Annotated in this window: 21 protein-coding genes; 17 read left to right on the plus strand and 4 right to left on the minus strand. The window is 30.9% G+C overall.

Annotated elements, in window-relative coordinates; all coding sequences use genetic code 11:
- Positions 1-26: 26 nt before the first annotated feature.
- A complete protein-coding gene (cstA, locus tag ACJTHF_RS10960; protein ID WP_078354841.1) occupies positions 27-1,094 on the minus strand; it encodes a persulfide response sulfurtransferase CstA in 1,068 nt (355 codons plus the stop codon).
- Between the two features lie 137 nt (positions 1,095-1,231).
- Here cstA and cstR point away from each other — a divergent pair, with 137 nt between their 5' ends.
- Positions 1,232-1,492, plus strand: a complete 261-nt coding sequence (cstR, locus tag ACJTHF_RS10965; protein ID WP_070373493.1) for a persulfide-sensing transcriptional repressor CstR — start codon at positions 1,232-1,234, stop codon at positions 1,490-1,492.
- Positions 1,492-2,247 (plus strand): sulfite exporter TauE/SafE family protein, encoded by a 756-nt coding sequence (locus ACJTHF_RS10970; RefSeq protein ID WP_232157022.1) that lies wholly within the window; start codon positions 1,492-1,494, stop codon positions 2,245-2,247. Before cstR ends, ACJTHF_RS10970 begins: the two co-directional genes overlap by 1 nt.
- Before the next feature lie 417 nt (positions 2,248-2,664).
- On the opposite strand, the gene ACJTHF_RS10975 is transcribed toward ACJTHF_RS10970, so the two are convergent.
- On the minus strand, positions 2,665-3,468 hold the full coding sequence (locus ACJTHF_RS10975; RefSeq protein ID WP_084756354.1) for an abortive infection family protein: 804 nt from the start codon (positions 3,466-3,468) through the stop codon (positions 2,665-2,667).
- A gap of 326 nt (positions 3,469-3,794) precedes the next feature.
- Between ACJTHF_RS10975 and ACJTHF_RS10980 the strand changes: the two genes are divergently transcribed.
- The 15 genes from ACJTHF_RS10980 to ACJTHF_RS11050 all read left to right on the plus strand — a co-directional run bounded on the left by ACJTHF_RS10980 (position 3,795) and on the right by ACJTHF_RS11050 (position 16,908).
- Positions 3,795-5,324, plus strand: a complete 1,530-nt coding sequence (locus ACJTHF_RS10980; RefSeq protein ID WP_226046952.1) for a hypothetical protein — start codon at positions 3,795-3,797, stop codon at positions 5,322-5,324.
- Positions 5,325-5,559: 235 nt separating this feature from the next.
- Positions 5,560-5,808 (plus strand): cassette chromosome ssDNA-binding protein, encoded by a 249-nt coding sequence (ssb, locus tag ACJTHF_RS10985; protein WP_084756358.1) that lies wholly within the window; start codon positions 5,560-5,562, stop codon positions 5,806-5,808.
- Complete coding sequence (gene cch1, locus ACJTHF_RS10990; RefSeq protein ID WP_226046951.1) at positions 5,808-7,595, plus strand: cassette chromosome replicative helicase; 1,788 nt, start codon at positions 5,808-5,810, stop codon at positions 7,593-7,595. Before ssb ends, cch1 begins: the two co-directional genes overlap by 1 nt.
- An 89-nt stretch (positions 7,596-7,684) precedes the next feature.
- Positions 7,685-7,963 (plus strand): recombinase family protein, encoded by a 279-nt coding sequence (locus ACJTHF_RS10995; protein WP_084756363.1) that lies wholly within the window; start codon positions 7,685-7,687, stop codon positions 7,961-7,963.
- Between the two features lie 188 nt (positions 7,964-8,151).
- Positions 8,152-9,501: a cassette chromosome recombinase CcrA gene (ccrA, locus tag ACJTHF_RS11000; protein ID WP_232157024.1), complete on the plus strand. Its 1,350-nt coding sequence runs from the start codon at positions 8,152-8,154 to the stop codon at positions 9,499-9,501.
- Between the two features lie 21 nt (positions 9,502-9,522).
- The gene (ccrB, locus tag ACJTHF_RS11005) at positions 9,523-11,151 is read left to right on the plus strand and encodes a cassette chromosome recombinase CcrB (RefSeq protein WP_232157026.1); all 1,629 of its coding nucleotides are present in this window, start codon (positions 9,523-9,525) and stop codon (positions 11,149-11,151) included.
- Between the two features lie 86 nt (positions 11,152-11,237).
- A complete protein-coding gene (locus ACJTHF_RS11010) occupies positions 11,238-11,939 on the plus strand; it encodes an SDR family NAD(P)-dependent oxidoreductase (RefSeq protein WP_232157027.1) in 702 nt (233 codons plus the stop codon).
- A gap of 599 nt (positions 11,940-12,538) precedes the next feature.
- Positions 12,539-12,889: an SAUGI family uracil-DNA glycosylase inhibitor gene (locus tag ACJTHF_RS11015; protein WP_226046949.1), complete on the plus strand. Its 351-nt coding sequence runs from the start codon at positions 12,539-12,541 to the stop codon at positions 12,887-12,889.
- An 84-nt stretch (positions 12,890-12,973) separates the two neighbouring features.
- Positions 12,974-13,282 carry a DUF960 family protein gene (locus tag ACJTHF_RS11020; RefSeq protein WP_226046966.1) on the plus strand — a complete coding sequence of 103 codons (309 nt, stop codon included), beginning with the start codon at positions 12,974-12,976 and terminating at the stop codon, positions 13,280-13,282.
- Positions 13,283-13,301: 19 nt separating this feature from the next.
- A complete protein-coding gene (locus ACJTHF_RS11025; protein WP_226046948.1) occupies positions 13,302-13,814 on the plus strand; it encodes a DUF1643 domain-containing protein in 513 nt (170 codons plus the stop codon).
- Positions 13,815-14,008: 194 nt separating this feature from the next.
- The gene (locus ACJTHF_RS11030) at positions 14,009-14,890 is read left to right on the plus strand and encodes a helix-turn-helix transcriptional regulator (RefSeq protein WP_226046947.1); all 882 of its coding nucleotides are present in this window, start codon (positions 14,009-14,011) and stop codon (positions 14,888-14,890) included.
- A 57-nt stretch (positions 14,891-14,947) separates the two neighbouring features.
- Positions 14,948-15,424 carry a hypothetical protein gene (locus ACJTHF_RS11035; protein WP_232157029.1) on the plus strand — a complete coding sequence of 159 codons (477 nt, stop codon included), beginning with the start codon at positions 14,948-14,950 and terminating at the stop codon, positions 15,422-15,424.
- Between the two features lie 35 nt (positions 15,425-15,459).
- The gene (locus ACJTHF_RS11040) at positions 15,460-15,825 is read left to right on the plus strand and encodes a DUF4870 domain-containing protein (protein ID WP_232157031.1); all 366 of its coding nucleotides are present in this window, start codon (positions 15,460-15,462) and stop codon (positions 15,823-15,825) included.
- 66 nt (positions 15,826-15,891) lie between these two features.
- Positions 15,892-16,443, plus strand: coding sequence for a hypothetical protein (locus ACJTHF_RS11045; protein WP_232157033.1), 552 nt, complete (start codon positions 15,892-15,894; stop codon positions 16,441-16,443).
- Positions 16,444-16,464: 21 nt separating this feature from the next.
- A complete protein-coding gene (locus ACJTHF_RS11050) occupies positions 16,465-16,908 on the plus strand; it encodes a hypothetical protein (protein WP_232157035.1) in 444 nt (147 codons plus the stop codon).
- A gap of 213 nt (positions 16,909-17,121) precedes the next feature.
- Here the strand turns inward: ACJTHF_RS11050 and ACJTHF_RS11055 are convergent, their stop codons facing one another.
- The gene (locus ACJTHF_RS11055) at positions 17,122-17,307 is read right to left on the minus strand and encodes a hypothetical protein (RefSeq protein ID WP_407812621.1); all 186 of its coding nucleotides are present in this window, start codon (positions 17,305-17,307) and stop codon (positions 17,122-17,124) included.
- A gap of 553 nt (positions 17,308-17,860) precedes the next feature.
- Positions 17,861-18,427 (minus strand): nucleotidyltransferase domain-containing protein, encoded by a 567-nt coding sequence (locus tag ACJTHF_RS11060; RefSeq protein ID WP_232157037.1) that lies wholly within the window; start codon positions 18,425-18,427, stop codon positions 17,861-17,863.
- Positions 18,428-18,476 lie beyond the last annotated feature (49 nt).

The raw sequence follows: 18,476 nt of genomic DNA on the forward strand, positions 1-18,476 counted from the left end.
TAAAACTCCTTTTTTAATATATTTAATTAGATGAATAAATTATGATTCGCATTTTCCGTATCACTAATATAAGTCCCTACACCACCGTACTCAACTTCGTCTCTGAGCTCTTCTTTCTGAATTCCCATAACATCCATGCTCATCGTGCAAGCGATTAATTTGATATCTTGTTCGATAGCTTGATTGATAAGCGATGGTAATGAATCAACATTTTTCTTCTTCATTACGTATCGCATCATTATATTACCTAAACCAAACATATTCATTTTAGAAAGTGGCATGCGTACAGATGTTTTGGGCAACATCAAATCAAACATTTTTGCAATGCCTTTCTTTTTAACGTTAACTGTTTGCTCTTTTTTCAACGCGTTAAGTCCCCAAAAAGTAAAGAAGATAGTTACATCTCTGCCTGCAGCCTTAGCGCCATTCGCAATAATCATTGCTGCCACTGCTTTATCTAACTCACCACTAAATAGTACAATTGTCGTACCTTTGGCAGTATGGTTCACTTCCAAGTCTTTTGGTTTTTCTTTTTGAATAATGGCATTAATTCCATTATTACTTTCATCCAGTTTAACTAACGTATGTCCTGTTTGTTTCACCCAGCCTTTAATGTCACTAAAGAACCCAGGATCTGTAACTGTAACCTCGATTTGGTCACCTACTCCAATATTTTTCACTTCTTTACTGATATTAACAATTGGACCTGGACATTGAAGACCACTATAGTTAAGTTGTTTACGATCTGTTTTGATTTCTACATTTATATTTTCTTCTTGTGTATCGTGATTATTATTTTGTTCTTCATAAGCATTATAGCCACCGTCTAAATTTACAACATCATAGCCTTGTTTAGCTAAATATTCACATGCTTTGGCGCTTCTATTACCACTTTTACAGTGAATATAATAGGTTTTGTTTTTATCTTTATTGAACGATTCAATCTTATCTACAGGATGTAATGTCGCACCTTTTATATGTGCCAGCTCATATTCCACTTCTGTTCTGACATCAATTAATTGTCCTTGCCCTGCTAGTTTTTCTAATTCTTTTTTACTTAATTCATTGATATGCTTTTCACTATATTTTTTCATAATGACCTCCTTATAAATACCTATAGGGGTATGATAAATAAAAAACCAACCTTTGTCAAATACCTATAGGGGTATTTGACAAAGTTGTTTTAATCATTTATTATGATTTTATTCAATTAACAGTGGAGGAATTAACCATGAATTATGATAAAACAATGATTAATCGTATTAATAGAGTACAAGGACAATTAAATGGTGTTGTAAAAATGATGGAAGAAGGAAAAGATTGTAAAGATGTAATCACTCAAATTAGTGCATCCAAAAGTTCCCTACAGCGTTTAATGGGCATTATTATTAGTGAAAATTTAATAGAATGTGTAAAAGCAGCGGAGCAAAATGGAGAAAACTCTCAAGAATTAATTAATGAAGCAGTTAACTTATTGGTGAAAAGTAAATAATGGAGATTGTTACAGTTGTTATTATGTTACTCATCGGAGTGTTCGGAGGATTTATATCTGGTTTAGTCGGTATAGGTGGTGCTATTATTATTTATCCAGCTATTTTATTATTACCACCACTATTTGGGGCTCCTGCATATAGCCCATATATAGCATCAGGACTTACTTCTAGCCAAGTCTTTTTCAGTACTTTAAGTGGTTCATTGAAAGCTCGAAAAAAAGCAGAATTCTCGTCGCAATTAATTATTTACATGGGTGGAGGCATGGTTATAGGAAGCATGCTAGGAGCATTTCTAGCAAATTTATTTGATACTACTTTTGTAAATATGACTTATATTATCATTGCCTCACTTGCATTAATATTAATGTTCATTAAAGTCGAATCTCGTTCAGGTGAACCTACTCTTAATAAACCTTTACTAGTTATTATAGGTCTTTTCGTTGGTATTATTTCGGGTATAGTAGGCGCAGGTGGTGCCTTTATTATCATTCCTATATTATTAGTTTTGTTCAAATTACCAATGAATACGGTGGTTGCTAATAGTATAGTAATTGCTTTTATATCTTCAATTGGTGCCTTTATCATTAAACTTATACAGGGATTTGTTCCTTTTGAAGACGCATTATTTCTAATAATAGGGAGTATTCTCTTTGCTCCCTTAGGTTTGAAATTAAGTAAAAAGATCCCTAACTTCATACAAAAATGGATTATAAGTATTTTAATCATTGTTGCAATTATTCAACTTATCTTTTAATCAATGAAATTTGTCAGGCAACTCCTGATATTTATAATTATACACACCAAAAATTAGGTATTAGTATCACAAAATAGCATTCAATAACTATGGATATCGTAAAGGGATTAGTAAAGAGAAACATAAAATCAATAATAAAGAATTCGATTATTCAAAAGACCTTTGTGACATTGTATCAAAAAAACAAAAAGCCTATCATTATCTATTTAAATCTTAGTGATAAAGTACAAGAATTAAATAGTTTTACAATTGTCGTGTTTATTATCATTATATTATTTAACCTAAATTGAAAATCCAGCCAATTAATACTTTAAATTGGGTGGATTTTCAGGATTATTTATTATATGGCTCTACTTATCAGTTGATGATGGGTTTTATAAATATATCCAATACAATTGTTTGTTTATCATCAAATATCTAATCCTTTTTATATGAAGATAAAAGAAACTCAGTTATCGTACGCGCTGCGTTGATTGCTAGAGAAGCATGTCTAGTTTCCGGCTTATAATTTTTCTTTGATTTACCATGTGCGTCACCATATTCATTCCTTACTTCGTCCAGACCATTAATTACGTTTATCATTCCACTCAAAATTGTTTTAAAAGTATTTTCATTATGTCCACCAGGAGAAAGGTTCATAATATTACTTACTTTTTTATATAAAGCTCTCAAAGTTTCATTATTATTAAATTGTTCTCCTTCAGAAACTAAAATATGTTTCAAAGTACTTTCAACCATTGCTTTTGCAGATGTAATTGCGTCTTCTGGATCCGTTTGTGCCTCTTTTTCAATTCTATTACATTCTTTTAATACATACTCAACATCAAATTTTTCTGCTAAAGATTTAACAGTACTTAAGTTAACTTCACTTCCATTTTTAGTTATTCTTCCTGTATCTTTATTATATACATAGCCCAATGCATTAATAATTTTTATTAATCTACCAATTTCTTCGTCTTCATCTAATTCATGAGTATACATATTCCATTGAAACAAATACGTTTCTATAACATTAAGTAATTTAGAAAATTCAGATTCATCTTCTAAATTCAAAGTACTAATATATTCCCACGCTAACGATTTACGTTGTCCACTATATTTTTGATTTATAGAACTATCTCTCATAATATCCGCATCAATAAAATTATTATTAATTTCTCTGAGTGCACTTCTTGAAGAGAGTAAGTCTAAAAATTTATCAATGAGTGTTGATTTTTTCATAATATTCTCCTATTAACCAATAATTTTTCTAATTCATATGTTACATCACGAAATACATTAAAAATACCTATATATAATTTCCTATCTAAGATGCCCTTATTAATACATCTCATTATTTTGTCCTTTAACTTTATACCTTAATAATTCAAAAGATCACTTTTTAGATACTCTTTAGAGTATACATTGTAAAATGGTACATTTTGGTTAATAATAATTTTAAGCACTTATTAATAGTAATATATGAGAAAAAGTTACTATTAGAGTGCTGTATTCGATGAGATCTATCAATTTCAAAGTAAATTTTAACAGAAAGAAGGCATATTTATATGGTTAAAGTTAAATATGAAGGTTCACTAGAAACTCTATCCTTAATAACTGAAGCATTAAATAATGTATTAACACAATTAAAAGTTCAAGATGAAATTACTTTTACAGACAGCTACCCTATTGAAAATCCCGATGAAATTTACATAGATTTAACCGATTTTTATTTAATTATGTCTCAAACTAACTTTAGAACCGCATATAATTACTTAGTCAATGTAATGACAAACTCCTTATTTAAATATATTATAACAAACTATAAATTGGTAAGTAAAAAAGAGGATAATGCAGACACATCGGAATACATTTTAAAAGATGGACAAGACTTGTATACATATTTAGTTAATAAAATAAAAAAAGAACTTAGCTCATCTAGTAAGTCTATAAATCCAGATTTAATCTTTAATGCAGCTATGAAGGATGGTATTTTAGTAGAAGGCAAACATTCTAAGGAAAGTTTTAAAAAAAGAAGTTATTACCCTAATAAAGACTTCAAAAATTTCAAAAAAAATGATATAGAACAACCTACTCATGACATCTCTAATTATCTTGATATACCTACTGAAAAACTTGATGACAATCTAAAAAGATTAAGTTATCCCGAGTCAACCAAGATGAAAGATTTTAAAGCTTACTTTAATAATTTAGATGAATTATCTCATACTCCGGCTTTCAAAAATTTCGATGCTAACAAACGTTTTTCGTTCGATGATATACTTGATAGCTATATTAAAACTTGCAATAAAAAGAACCCTATACCTTCAACTGTTGCTTTAGCCCAAAAAGATTTAAGCAAAAGTCTATTAACTGAATTTCTTAGAAAAAAACAAAAAAGTAAAAAAGAGGGACAAAAATCATACTCACTAGAAGATACTATATCAATAGTCACTCATTTCTATTTAACTCGAAATGAACATGGATTTTTGGCTAACAATTCATATTATCATTTAGTTTGTAATAACCACTCCCTCAACCTAAGTGAAATCGTACTTAATCAAGGGAATTATCAATCTATTTCCAAATATTTCAACCTTATGGATAATCATAATGACAAGAAAAAATTAAATAAAGACAGAATTAATCTAAATGAAAAAGTGATAGAAATAGTAAATACTACTCTTGTTATATGTCATTCAGGTAGGACTATACCCTATTATGATTCTATATACGCCTATAAAATTCTGAATTATTATTTTAACTTTAGTTTTACATACCTATTAGAATTTTACAGCCTTAAATTACAAAAATTAACTTTTTCATTGATAAAAACAAATTTAAATAATAAATATTCAACGGCTAATTTTAAATCATTACTCAGTAAGCTAGACTGCATTATTAAATCTATTAATGAACAGAACAACTTATATCCAAATGATAGTCATTTAAAAACAACACAAGCAGGATTAAATATAAACAGCCTACAACATTTTAATGACTTAAAAAATAATGATTCATCAAATCATTCATTACTTATGAATTACCAATTTTCGATTTATCCAAATTTAGCTTCTCTTTTTACACGTCTTAAATAATAAAAGGTAATACTTTAATAAGTATTATCTTTTTTTTTTGAAAAAACCTGTCTAATTTAACCCATTATCACAGTAATTCCAAAATTATATGTGGTTTTTAAAAATACCTTATATGTATACACAAGCCCCTATTTTGTAAGGTTATAAAATAAATCACTTTAAATTCAAAGCCCACATATATTGTCTATAAATACGAGTTACACTATTCCTATCAAATATGAAAGGAAGATGTAAAATGCAAAAGAGTAAAGCACAAAACCATTTATACAAAGCAGCTATTGGTGTTGCGTTCCGATTACAAATAGGAACAGTTTTTCAGTTCAATGATTTAAGTAAACGTGTCAATCATCAATGTAATACAGCTGACCAGCAGGAAGCTGCAAGACGTTTTTCACATTTAGTTAAACATGGAGATGTCCCATTTATCATTGTTGATTTCTCTTATCCACTTACTTATCTGAGAGTGAAAGGTGGTAACAACTAATGACTAACATCATCTTTAGTGAATATCCGTACTGGCTTACTGAGGATTCTTGGTATGAAGTTATACCACCGAAAGGTAAAAATGATGAGCAAAAGACTTTACGTTTATCTAGTCTAATCATTATTAAAAATAAATTTCTTGACCCCAAATCTGGGGTTGAGAAATTAGTAATTTCTAACGGACAAAATATTGAGCGTATTGAAACATCAGATATTTTAACATCGCAAAAGTTACCTTCATTAATCATGTATGGCTTTAGCATCAATGAGAAGTACATTAAATCGCTAAGTAATGCATTGCAATTAATGCGTCAATCACTACCTCTTTCTTCATTGTATACAGGTGTAGGTGTCATAAATACTAAAGAAGGTACAGTCATTTCATTAGATGAACCATATCTTTCAAAAGAAATCAGGCAGTCTCAGGCTAGCGAAATCATTTGTGAAACACAGTACGATCTAAAACCTAAAGGCACTTTTGAAAGATGGTGGCGAATGTATCTTGATGAAGTAAAAGGAAACTTGTTACTCGAACTTGCTGTAATATTTGGTGTTTCTTCATTAGTGACTGCATTCTTAAAAACAAAACATGAAGTTGAATTTGCAGGCACAATTTACTCTTTTATGGGTAACAGTAGTAGCGGTAAATCTACAAGTGCCGCACTTTTAGCTAGTTTGGCGGGTAATTCAAACAAGGGCCAAAATTCATTAATGAAATCACTCAACGGAACACGCAATGGGATTGAGAGTTATTTAAATGAAAATCATGGCGTCCCTATTGTACTGGATGAATTATCCTCTGCCACATTTCGAGATTCTACTGGACTTCTATACAGTATTGCAGAAGGATTAGGCCGTCAAAGGTCAGATATATTCGGTAAGGCTAAAAGTGTTCGCCATTGGGGAACGAGCGTTATAGTAACCGGAGAACACAGTATTTTTAAAGATTCAGCCAAAAATGATGGTCTACGTGTTAGAACTATAGAAATTACTGAACAATTCACTAAAAGCGCTGAAAACGCTGATACGATTAAAAAGGTAACCTCATCTAACTATGGGCATGTGATGCCCTTAGTCGCCCAGTACCTGCTCAATCGTGAACAAGAAGTCATACAATGGTTCAGAACTGAGCATCAATGGTTTAAAAAACAACTTGAAAATGAAACGAGTAATACGGGGATACGCATGTTCAAGCGTTATGCAAGCATTACGACATCAGCCCGTATATTGGAACGCGTGATTGCTACCCCTATCGATTTGGATGCAGTTAGAAAGTACCTAGTTCATTATCATGCAGATTCTGTAAGCGAGAGATCCCTTGCTGATAAAGCACTCGAAACAATTATTCAATTTGTAGCACAAAATAGAGGGAAATTTTCTGAAGATAATAGGTTATCAACCATGGTAGAAAATTATGGGCTTATTGAATTAAAGGATAATTGTATTCAAGTCAAAATGCTTAAAGATGTCTTTAAACGTATGTTGGAAGAAAATCAATATCAAGACGTGAATAATGTTATCGATGCACTGCGTGATAAAGATTATATCCAGTCAGATACGAATCGTAAAACGACCAAACGTAGTGTCAAAGATAAAGAAGGCAAATCAAAAACAATTGTGTTTTATCACATTAAGCTTGATAAATCTTACGCCCATATTTTTGGTCTATCTGATAAAAGCGGATCCAATATGCCCTTACCATTTAATGCTAAACATCAACATCCTTTACTTGGAGAAATGATTGCACAAGCAAATGAATGGGATAAAAATAATGATATTGATTTATAAGCCAAGAATGGTCATAAAAAACAAACTGCTACAACACCTATCTAAAGGTGTTGTAGCACATATATTAAATAATTTGGAGGAAATCAAATATGAATACAATTGCTTTTGCTCATGAAATTACAGACGAAAGATATGAAGTTTTAGAAAGTTTGCCAATTGATGACGTTAAAAGTTTCTGCAAGGAAAAGGATTATAAAATTACTAAGGTCTATGATGATGATAGTCAATTAATAAATGACATTAAACTTAAGAAAATCAGACCTAAACGTATCGTCTTTTGGGGTACCTATGAAGATTACCCTGAATTAGACAGACTCTGCAATAAGCTAGGTATTAATCTTATTACAATATTTCCAATGTTGGTGTAGAAAGCATCTTAATTTAATAATTTAGGAGGAAAAATATGGACGAATTAATCACATTGTTGGCCGATTTAGTTATTGAAGAAATTAATCGTGCTGATGACTAATTATAACGCCCAACACCTTATTGGTGTTGGGCTCATCTATAAATTCGTTCATAAATATATATTATCACTATGAAAGGAGGACACGCGATGAAACAAGCAATTGGTTATTTACGCCAAAGTACACACAAACAACAATCACTCGCGGCACAAAAATTAACGATTAAAGCATTAGCTGAAAGGTATCATATTCAGCATATTACCTTCTATAGTGACAAACAGTCTGGGCGTACAGACAAGCGTGATGGGTACAAACAGATTACCGAACTTATCCAACAGGGTAACTGTGACATATTGTGTTGTTATCGACTAAACAGACTACATCGTAATTTGAAAAACGCATTAACACTTATCAAGTTATGTCAGAAACACCATGTTCATATATTGAGTGTACATGATGGCTATTTTGATATGGATAAATCTTTTGACCGTCTAAAACTCAATATTTTCATGAGTCTGGCTGAACTTGAATCCGATAATATTGGAGAACAAGTCAAAAATGGGCTTAGAGAAAAGGCAAAACAAGGTAAACTCATAACGACACATGCGCCCTTTGGTTATCACTATCAAAATGGTACTTTCATCATTAATAATGATGAAGCAACTACTGTCAAAGCTGTATTCTATTATTATCTTCAAGGATATGGCTACAAGAAGATTGCACAATATTTAGAAGACGATAATAAACTTATTACCCGCAAGCCTTATCAAGTACGAAATATTCTCATGAACCCTAATTATTGTGGTCGTGTCATCAATCAATATGGTCAATATAACAATATGGTTCCACCTATTGTTTCGACAACAATATATGAACATGCTCAAACAATCCGTAATAAGAAGCAATTGCATTGTATACCTTCAGAGAATCAACTGAAACAAAAGATTAATTGTCCTTATTGTGATTCAACCCTTACAAATATGACCATTAGAAAAACAAATCATTCATTACGTTATTATGTCTGTCCTAGAAACATGAATGCATCACGTTTCACATGTGATTTTAAAGGCATAAACGCTGAAAACCTGGAAAAACAGGTCTTAGAATCTTGCCAAAAATTCTTTCGAGACCAACAGCTCTATTCAAAAATCAAACATGCTATTGGGCAACAGCTCAAAAAACAAAGAATGCATGATACTAGTAACACATTAACTCATGAAAAGCTCATTGAAAAATTAGCTCAAGGAACAATTGATGTAGAAACTTTCAGAGAACAATCTCAATCAATAAACGTACAGCATAAGCCTATACAAGCAGTAAGTGATAGTCGTATAAAAGCATCGCTACAAAAGGTTATACAGAAAAGTTTCACGTTAAACATGTTATATCCCTATATTGATGTCATTCATATTACTAAAAATAAAGAACTAAGCGGAATCTATTTAAAAAATGAGCCACTAAACATCGTTAATCAAAGGATACAATCATCAACCGCCTAAACAAGAAAGGATGAATCAGATATGAAACAACTCAAACAAAAACGTGTCGGTATTTATGTACGTGTATCAACAGAAATGCAAAGTACAGAAGGTTATAGTATTGATGGCCAAATCAACCAGATTAGAGAATACTGTCAATTTCATCATTTTGAAATAACAGATATTTACGCTGATCGTGGTATCTCAGGAAAATCTATGAATCGCCCTGAGCTCCAACGTATGTTGAAGGATGCGAATGAAGGTCATATCGATTGTGTCATGGTGTACAAAACAAACCGATTGGCACGTAATACATCAGACTTACTCAAAATTGTCGAAGACTTGCATAAACAAAATGTTGAATTTTTCAGTCTATCTGAACGCATGGAAGTTAATACGAGTAGCGGTAAGCTTATGTTACAAATACTCGCAAGCTTCTCTGAATTCGAACGCAATAACATTGTCGAGAACGTATTCATGGGTCAAACCAGACGTGCACAAGAAGGCTATTACCAAGGCAATATTCCACTTGGCTATGAGAAAATTCCAGACAATAAACACGAACTCATGATAAACCAACATGAAGCGAATATCGTCAAATATATATTTGAGTCATATGCTAAAGGTCATGGATATCGAAAAATGGCTAACGCACTTAATCATAAAGGCTATGTCACTAAGAAAGGTAATCCATTCAGTACATCAGCTATAGCTTATATTCTTTCCAATCCCTTCTACATTGGTAAAATACAATTTGCGAAGTATAAAGATTGGAATGAAAAGCGACGTAAAGGTCTCAATGATTCTCCTGTGGTAGCTGACGGGAAGCATTCACCTATCATTAGTCAAGAACTATGGGATAAAGTACATTCACGTATGAAGCAAGTTAGTCAAAAACCTCAAGTTCATGGAAAAGGAACCAATCTATTAACAGGTATTATTCACTGCCCACAATGTGGTGCACCAATGGCAGCTAGTAACACAACGAACACATTGAAAGATGGTACCAAGAAGCGAATACGCTATTATTCTTGTAGTAACTTTCGCAACAAGGGGTCAAAAGTATGTTCTGCGAATAGCGTTAGAGCTGATGTGATTGAGAAATATGTCATGGATCAAATACTCGAAATTGTCAAAAGTGATAAAGTCATTAACCAAGTCTTAGAACGTGTCAATCAAGAGAATAAAGTCGATATTGGTGCATTGAACCACGATATCGCTTATAAACAACAACAATATGATGAAATCCATGCGAAACTAGACAATATAATTAAAACAATCGAAGATAATCCAGACTTAACAACAATACTCAAAGAAACAATCCATAAATATAAAACACAACTGAATGACATTACGAATCAAATAAATCAACTCAAACAACAACAGAATCAAGAGAAGCCATCATGTGATATGAAACAGATCACTACCCTATTACAACGAATATTTCAAAACATAGAATCCATGGATAAATCCCAACTCAAAGCGTTATATCTTACAGTAATTGACCGAATTGATATTCAGAAAGATGGTAATCATAAAAAGCAATTCTATGTCACACTGAAGCTCAACAATGAAATTATCAAACAACTTTTCAATAATATCCCTATCGACGAAGTGCTCCTAAGCACTTCGTCTTTACTTTTACTTCAAACACTCTATATTCATTTATAAGTATAAGTGACTTTTTAGCTTCTTGATTGAGTTAGATATACAATAAAATTATGAACAATATTAATTTAGAGGAAGGATGTTTTACAATGGGAAAATTACAAGATAAAGTCGTCGTTATTACAGGTGGTGCACAAGGTATGGGAGAACTTCATGCCAAAAAAGCGATATCTGAAGGCGCAAAAATCGTGATAACTGATATTAATGATGAATTAGGTCAAAAAACAGCTAATTCTCTTGGAGACGATGTTTTATTTATCAAACATGATGTATCTAAAGAAACGGATTGGAATCATGTCATTCAGGAAGTATTGAACAAATGGAATCGAATTGATGTATTGGTTAATAATGCAGGAATCACATACAATAAAACAATTGACCAAATATCATTAGAAGATTATATGAAAATTGTAAATATTAATCAAGTATCTGTATTTTTAGGCATCAAAACTGTATCAAAAATTATGAAAAGTCAAAAACAAGGGTCAATCATTAATATTTCTTCAATGAATGGTCTTGTTGGTGGTGCAATTGGCTATACAGATACAAAATTTGCGGTCAGAGGCATGACAAAAGCTGCGGCTAAAGAATTGTCTCCATACAATATTCGAGTTAATTCCGTACACCCAGGTGTTATAAAAACACAAATGTTAGAACAAGACGATGTTAAAGAAGCCGTTAAAGAATTCGAAAAAACAATTCCAATGCGAAGAGTTGCGCAACCCGAAGAAGTATCTAACCTTGTATGTTTCTTAGGGTCTGACGATGCTTCTTATTCTACAGGATCATAATTTGTTATAGATGGTGGTATTACTGCACTATAAATTATAAATCAATTAAAATATAAATAGTTCTCTTGAATAAATTTTAGGCGAAGTGCTGAGGAGCGCTTCGCCTTTATTTTTTCCTTAAACAAGCTAGATTTATACTTGCTGTCCTTTTGTCATACAATAACACTTTTCTAACTTATAAATTCAGTTTACATATAAGTACAACTCAATGTGAAGCTTTTATTGATATGACAAAAGAACATCCCTAAATAATAAACCAACGGGATGACAATGGGATTTGATAAATACAAGTACGAGAAGGATTACGCATGCGTAATCCCGAAATCCCATTATTATTTATAAATAAATAATATAAAAAGGGAAAGTAAGTCACAATTACACCTACAAATCTAAATTATATAAATATATGGCTATATTTCCTGAGAAATAAGCGGGATAACGGGATTTCCTTGTCATATCAACCTTTCTCACAAATATTGCTTGGGATATTTTCTGAATAACAATGGGATTCACAAACGAAACAAACTTTTTTTGAAGTATATATTATCTATATGGTGTATTACATGTATACATCAAAAACATTATAGGAGGTCATAACCATGACACTAGAAAAACAACTCAAGCACTATATCACACATTTATTTAGCCTACCCAAAAATGAAGTGTGGAAATGTGAAGCAATCGATGAAGTCTCCGACAACATACTACCTGATCAATATGTAAGACTTGGCCCACTCACCAACAAAATACTTCATACGTATACTTACTACTCTGATACCCTTCATGCAAGTCATATATACCCCTTTATCCTCTACTATCAGAAACAACTCATTGCTATTGGTTATATTGATGAAACAAACGATATGGACTTCTTATATCTTCATAATACAGTTATGCCACTACTAGACCAAAGACACCTACTTGAAAAGGAGCAGCACAATAATGAATAAATGGATTTATATCGCAGAAATCAGTATCACCGTCATTACCGAAGTGATATCAATGATGAAAGATATAGAAAAGGAGCAATCATGATGGAACGTTATATTACTAGAGGTATTGCCTCTAACTTACCAGAAGCATTACAACAACAATTATGGAAAATTGTTTCACATAGAGAGCACGAACAATCTAAAGATGAAGTCGCAGATTATTTTCATATCTTCCAATTTAATATGTATAATGACCAACTCTATATTAAGCACAAACAAGAACGTCCTGATTATGTCAAAATTCATAAAACAAATTATAAACAACCTCTCCATATCAATAAAGTCTACGTTATCCGTGAAGATGATGTAGGCTTTTCCTATTATGTCATGTTATTACCTGAAGAATATTAAATAAAGGAGTTAAATAAAAATGAAATCAATCAAAAGTGTATTAGAAACAGAAGCGATATTTAGTGAAGATAAAATGCATCGTTATCTTCTCAAGAAAACTTGGGATATTCATAAAGAAGTACTCACAATTATAACGATGTATCCTCATTATGATGGTGTTATCAACGTTGACCTTACAACACAACTTATTATCAATAAAGTAGCTGAAAAAGATGAATATGGTGGCGTTAATTTTATAAACCTATTTTCAAATATTGATACACCCATTAATTTAAAACATATCGAAAATAGCCATGACAAGCATACGGATATTCATATTATGAAAGCTGTCAAAGAAGCCGACAGTGTTTTGTTGGCTTGGGGTTCCTACGGAAAGAAACCCCTTGTGGAAAATAGAGTCAATGATGTATTAGACATGTTAAAATCTCACAAAAAGAAAATCAATATATTAACAAACCCTCAAACAAATGAAATCATGCATCCTTTAAATCCTTATGCACGAAAAGCTTGGACAATAAAACCATTTGGTTAAACAATGAAGACAATTTTCTCTGATATAGACAAATAATGTCACTCTCACAATACCTATTGTGAAAAATTATTGAAACGATACCTTTTATACGTATTTTTAACTCTCAATTTACAAAATAAATTATTTAGCAAGTGACTTATAATGACTAACTCATTTTGTATGATATGGGTAAGGAAAGGTGGTGAAATTAATACGTGGATCGATCACATAGATTACTTACAATATACACCCGATTATTACAAAATAAGTTTGTTAATAAATTTGAACTAACCAAAGAATTTAATACGAGTCCTCGAACCATTCAAAGAGACATTGATCAAATTCGAAATTACTTATATGAAACAGATGATTGGTATGGTCATAAGAAAAACGTTATTTATAATCATAAAAATGAAAGTTATGCTTTAGAAAAATCACAAGTTATAAATAGCGATGCGTTCTTTTATATTTTAATAATTTTATTAACACTTAATAATAAAATTGATGATGCTTTATACCAATATTTGAAAAATATCATTACGACGTTTCATTCAGATAATAAAACACAATTACTAAGTATCATCGACAAACAGCAACAAGAACTTGATGGATTACAATATAATAATTTAAGCGAAATTGGAAAAGCTTTATTTTTTAAGAAAAGAATCCACTTGAAAAAATTAGACATCGTTGTGTCCCCTATCACTTTGAAATATGAAATGGACAATTTTCATCTGCTTTATCAATATGAAGAAAAACGCTGTAAAATAAATATTAATCAAGAATTATTTGAAATAAACAATAAAGCAGTTGAGTCTACTAATCAATTAGAACATTTAGAAAGCATTACAGTAGAAATTGACAAGTCTGTTTGGACATATATACGCAAAAATTACCAAATAGCTTTAATAGAAAAATATGCGAAAGACAAGCTTATCGTACAAATGGACATTTCATTTGATGAAGCATTGAATTTAAGTTTTATATATCGTTCCAAAATACGTATTATTTCACCAGACAATCTAAAAAATTCAATTATTACAGAGTTGTTGAAGTTAAATGAAACATATTTGAGGCAAACAATTGATCATTACTAAATTTAACTTCTCAAATTGTAATCATTAAAAATCGATATGTATATAAGGAGATATAAGATGAAAATTCAAAGTAAAGAAGAATTATTTCAAGCTAAAAAGGTTGCCATGAAGATTGTAAAACAACGATCAACAGCGAGTGGCGCGGTGGCAGCTGTTCCAGTACCTGGTGTAGATGTAGCAGCTGATATTGGGATTATGCTTGAAGTGATTGGGAAAATCAATAAAAAATTTGGCCTTTCTTCGGAAGAGGTGGAAGAACTTGATGGTGATGAAAAACAAAAAATCGCAGTGTTAATTACATCAGTCGGCAGTGACTTTGCGGGAAAAGTCATAACCAAAGAACTTATAACAAAAGCACTTAAGAAAGTAGGCATCAAAGTAACCACAAAACAAGTCGCTAAATATATTCCTTTTGCGGGTGCAGTCATAGCAGGCACAATTAGTTATGGCACGATGTATACACTTGGAAAACGTCATGTAGAAGACTGTTTTGAAATATGTGAACGTATCTTAAAAGAACAAAGCAAATGGTAATCATTCTAAAATATTAAAAATAAGGTGGAAAATATATGAACTTACAAAATAACTCAGCTAATCCGTTAGCATTTCAAAATGTATCACAAGAAGATAAAAATATGGCTATGATTATGTGGGTACTTAGTTTCTTCACAAGTTTTATTGGGCCATTATTAATTTGGTTAATAAAAAAAGATGAATCCACATATCTTAATCAGCAAGGAAAAAATTGTCTAAATTTCATTATATCTTATGGGATATATGTTGTTATATCTACAATTCTAACAGCAATCGTGATTGGTGCTTTATTCCTTTTTGTGATAGGCATTGCGACAGTCATATACATTATCTTAGGTGTAATCGCATCAAATAAAGGCGAAGATTTTAAAGTACCGTTTACTTTTGAATTCATAAAATAATGATAAGCAATAATAAAATCACAAAGAAAATACAGTATTAAAAAATATGAAAAATGGGGAAAGACTATGAAAAAAATATTATACAGTTTATGTGTAGCGGTTTTAGTTACTACTTTAGTCATAGCAGTAACATACGCATATCATAGCTACAAAGATTTAGAACTTAAAAAAGAAGAAGCTAAAGTCGTTAAGCATAAATCGAAAAATGGAAGTAGCAAGAAAAACAAAAGTACTGACAAAGCAAATCACAAAAATCATCATGTAGATAAATCGGGCCAACCTGATGTTAATAACACTGACAAAGCGTCTAATGAAGAAATTAATCAAGTAAAGAAAACTGAAAATGGGATAGATTATGTTGATGATTTTGCCTCTCCCCAAGATGAAACGCAATATGAAAAAGAAGTTATGTCACAATCTGGCGGTGGTCCTACAGAGGATGAAGTATCTTCAAATCAAGAAAGCATGTCAGATAAACAATTTATTAATGCTTATAAGGAAGGTATGACTCAAGATGAAGCAAACGCAGTTAATGAACTTGCCGAAGATCCAGCTTATATTGATTATTTACGTGGTCAAGTTGAAGCTAGAGAGAATGGCCAGGGTGGTAATTACTAAATTTAGAAGGACGTATCATATATGAAGAAAATTATAAGTATCATAACAATTCTAACAATCGTAATAGTTTTATTATCCAGTGGTCTGATTGTCTACAATAAATATAAAACATTAGAGTTGGAAAAAAACAATTTGGAAGTAAAGTTAAAAAACAGTGAAGAGAAACAGCATGAGATTGAAAAGAAGCTAGATAAAAGTATTACAGGTAATACTGAGACAAATTACCAGTCAGACATAGCGGAGAATAATCAAGAGCACCAATCTATAAACGATAATTCAAGTAAAGCACAAGATGAAGTACCTGATTTCGATAATATGTCACCCGAAGAAATATTTAGTTATCATATCAAAGGTATGGATGATGATAATATTGAAATTGAAAAAGGGAAATTTGAATTACAAAAAGGAACAGAATATACCGATATGTGGAGAAATGAATTAAAAGCTCAATATCAATCTCAATAAATCAGGCAATAAACAATTTTAATAACTCTCTCGACGAAGTGCTTAAGAAGCACTTCGTCTCTATTTTTTCTACAAACAATCTGCTTTGAAATTTAATGTGTTCAAATAGATATGACAACATTTATAATTAACAATGATTATTCTTGTGATTCTTAAGATAAGTTTTCTTTCATTTTTTTTATTAATTTTCTTCGCATGTTTGAAATAAACACTTTAAAAGTAGGTTATTGTACCTAATTTATAGAATAGAAATGCAACAACTGCAATGACGATGAAATCATGTGGGTAGTGGATCCAATTAAGTCCATTAAATTCTTTACTTGCGATAAATGACAAGAAAGAATGCATTAAATGAGAATATAATACCATATGGCATAAATTCATAGAGTAATGTATCATATTTTGCAGCATCAAATCCAAAAACAAATAACATGATGATTTATATAAGTGGCCAATCTGATTTGAAGTGAGATACATCCAAAATCTTATTACAAAGCTACTAAAGAAACCCCATTACTTGTGATACGCTTTTCTCTTTATTAGCGACTTTGCTACAAAAGTTCAATCGTATTAGATGAAAAATCAAAAACAATTCTACTTTTAATTAGGTTTGAATCTAATATTCTCGTAAAAATGACAAATTCAAATATACAATCTCTATCCTTCTTCATCTCTTCTGAAATGATACTACGCGTTCCAAACCTAGACATGATTTTAGTGAATTCATTAAAAAATTTTTTACATACTTTATATATATTGTTAACCTTATATACCCTATATATCAAATGCCAATTTATTATCTTTCGTTAGAACAAAAAAATCCCCTGACTACTTAATCTTGGACATGGTGAGGGCGATTTGTGACTATTACATTTATAATACTTATGAAAGGTCATCTATTTAGAAAAGATATAGAGTGTTATTGGGATATTGAATTTTTTATAAACTAAACTTAAAGATAATGATTCCACTTATGGTTCGGATTATATAATTTCAAGCTTTTACTTAGCCATTCTCTTTCTTTATCATCAATTCGTTTTATAACAAACTCAAAATCTTGATTATCTTTTTCTCTTGTATGACTCGTTTTAAACAAGAGAACTATTTCTGGATTTAAATAGGGTATGCCAAGTTCAGTATAACTGTAAGTAGTATTTAAAGATTTAGAAATTCTTAAATCTCTTCTATATATCCACTCATTATTTTTTAATTCATTTAATAGTATTTCGATATGTTCATCAGTCTCATCGTTAACTATATATATTTCATGAATCGGTAACTCTAAAAACTCATCTCCCCATTCATAAAATTGACCATTTACTACTTTTTTAAATTTCCATCCATCAAAATAATTTTTTAGGTATAATTGATCTTTTCTGAAGATTCCTATTTCTATATCTTCGTGATGTCGCGTTTTTCTGCCTATATATAAATCTAACGCCCAACCACCAGCAATAAACCAATGTTTGTTAAAATTCCCCATTAATAAATTAAGTTTTTCGCATTCTTTAAATGTCATATTCACACCTTCAAATTATCATATATTTATTTGTATTTTACTAATTTAT

The sequence above is a fragment of the Mammaliicoccus sp. RAM2 genome (assembly GCF_045897195.1).
GTDB classification, from domain to species: Bacteria; Bacillota; Bacilli; order Staphylococcales; family Staphylococcaceae; genus Mammaliicoccus; species Mammaliicoccus sciuri.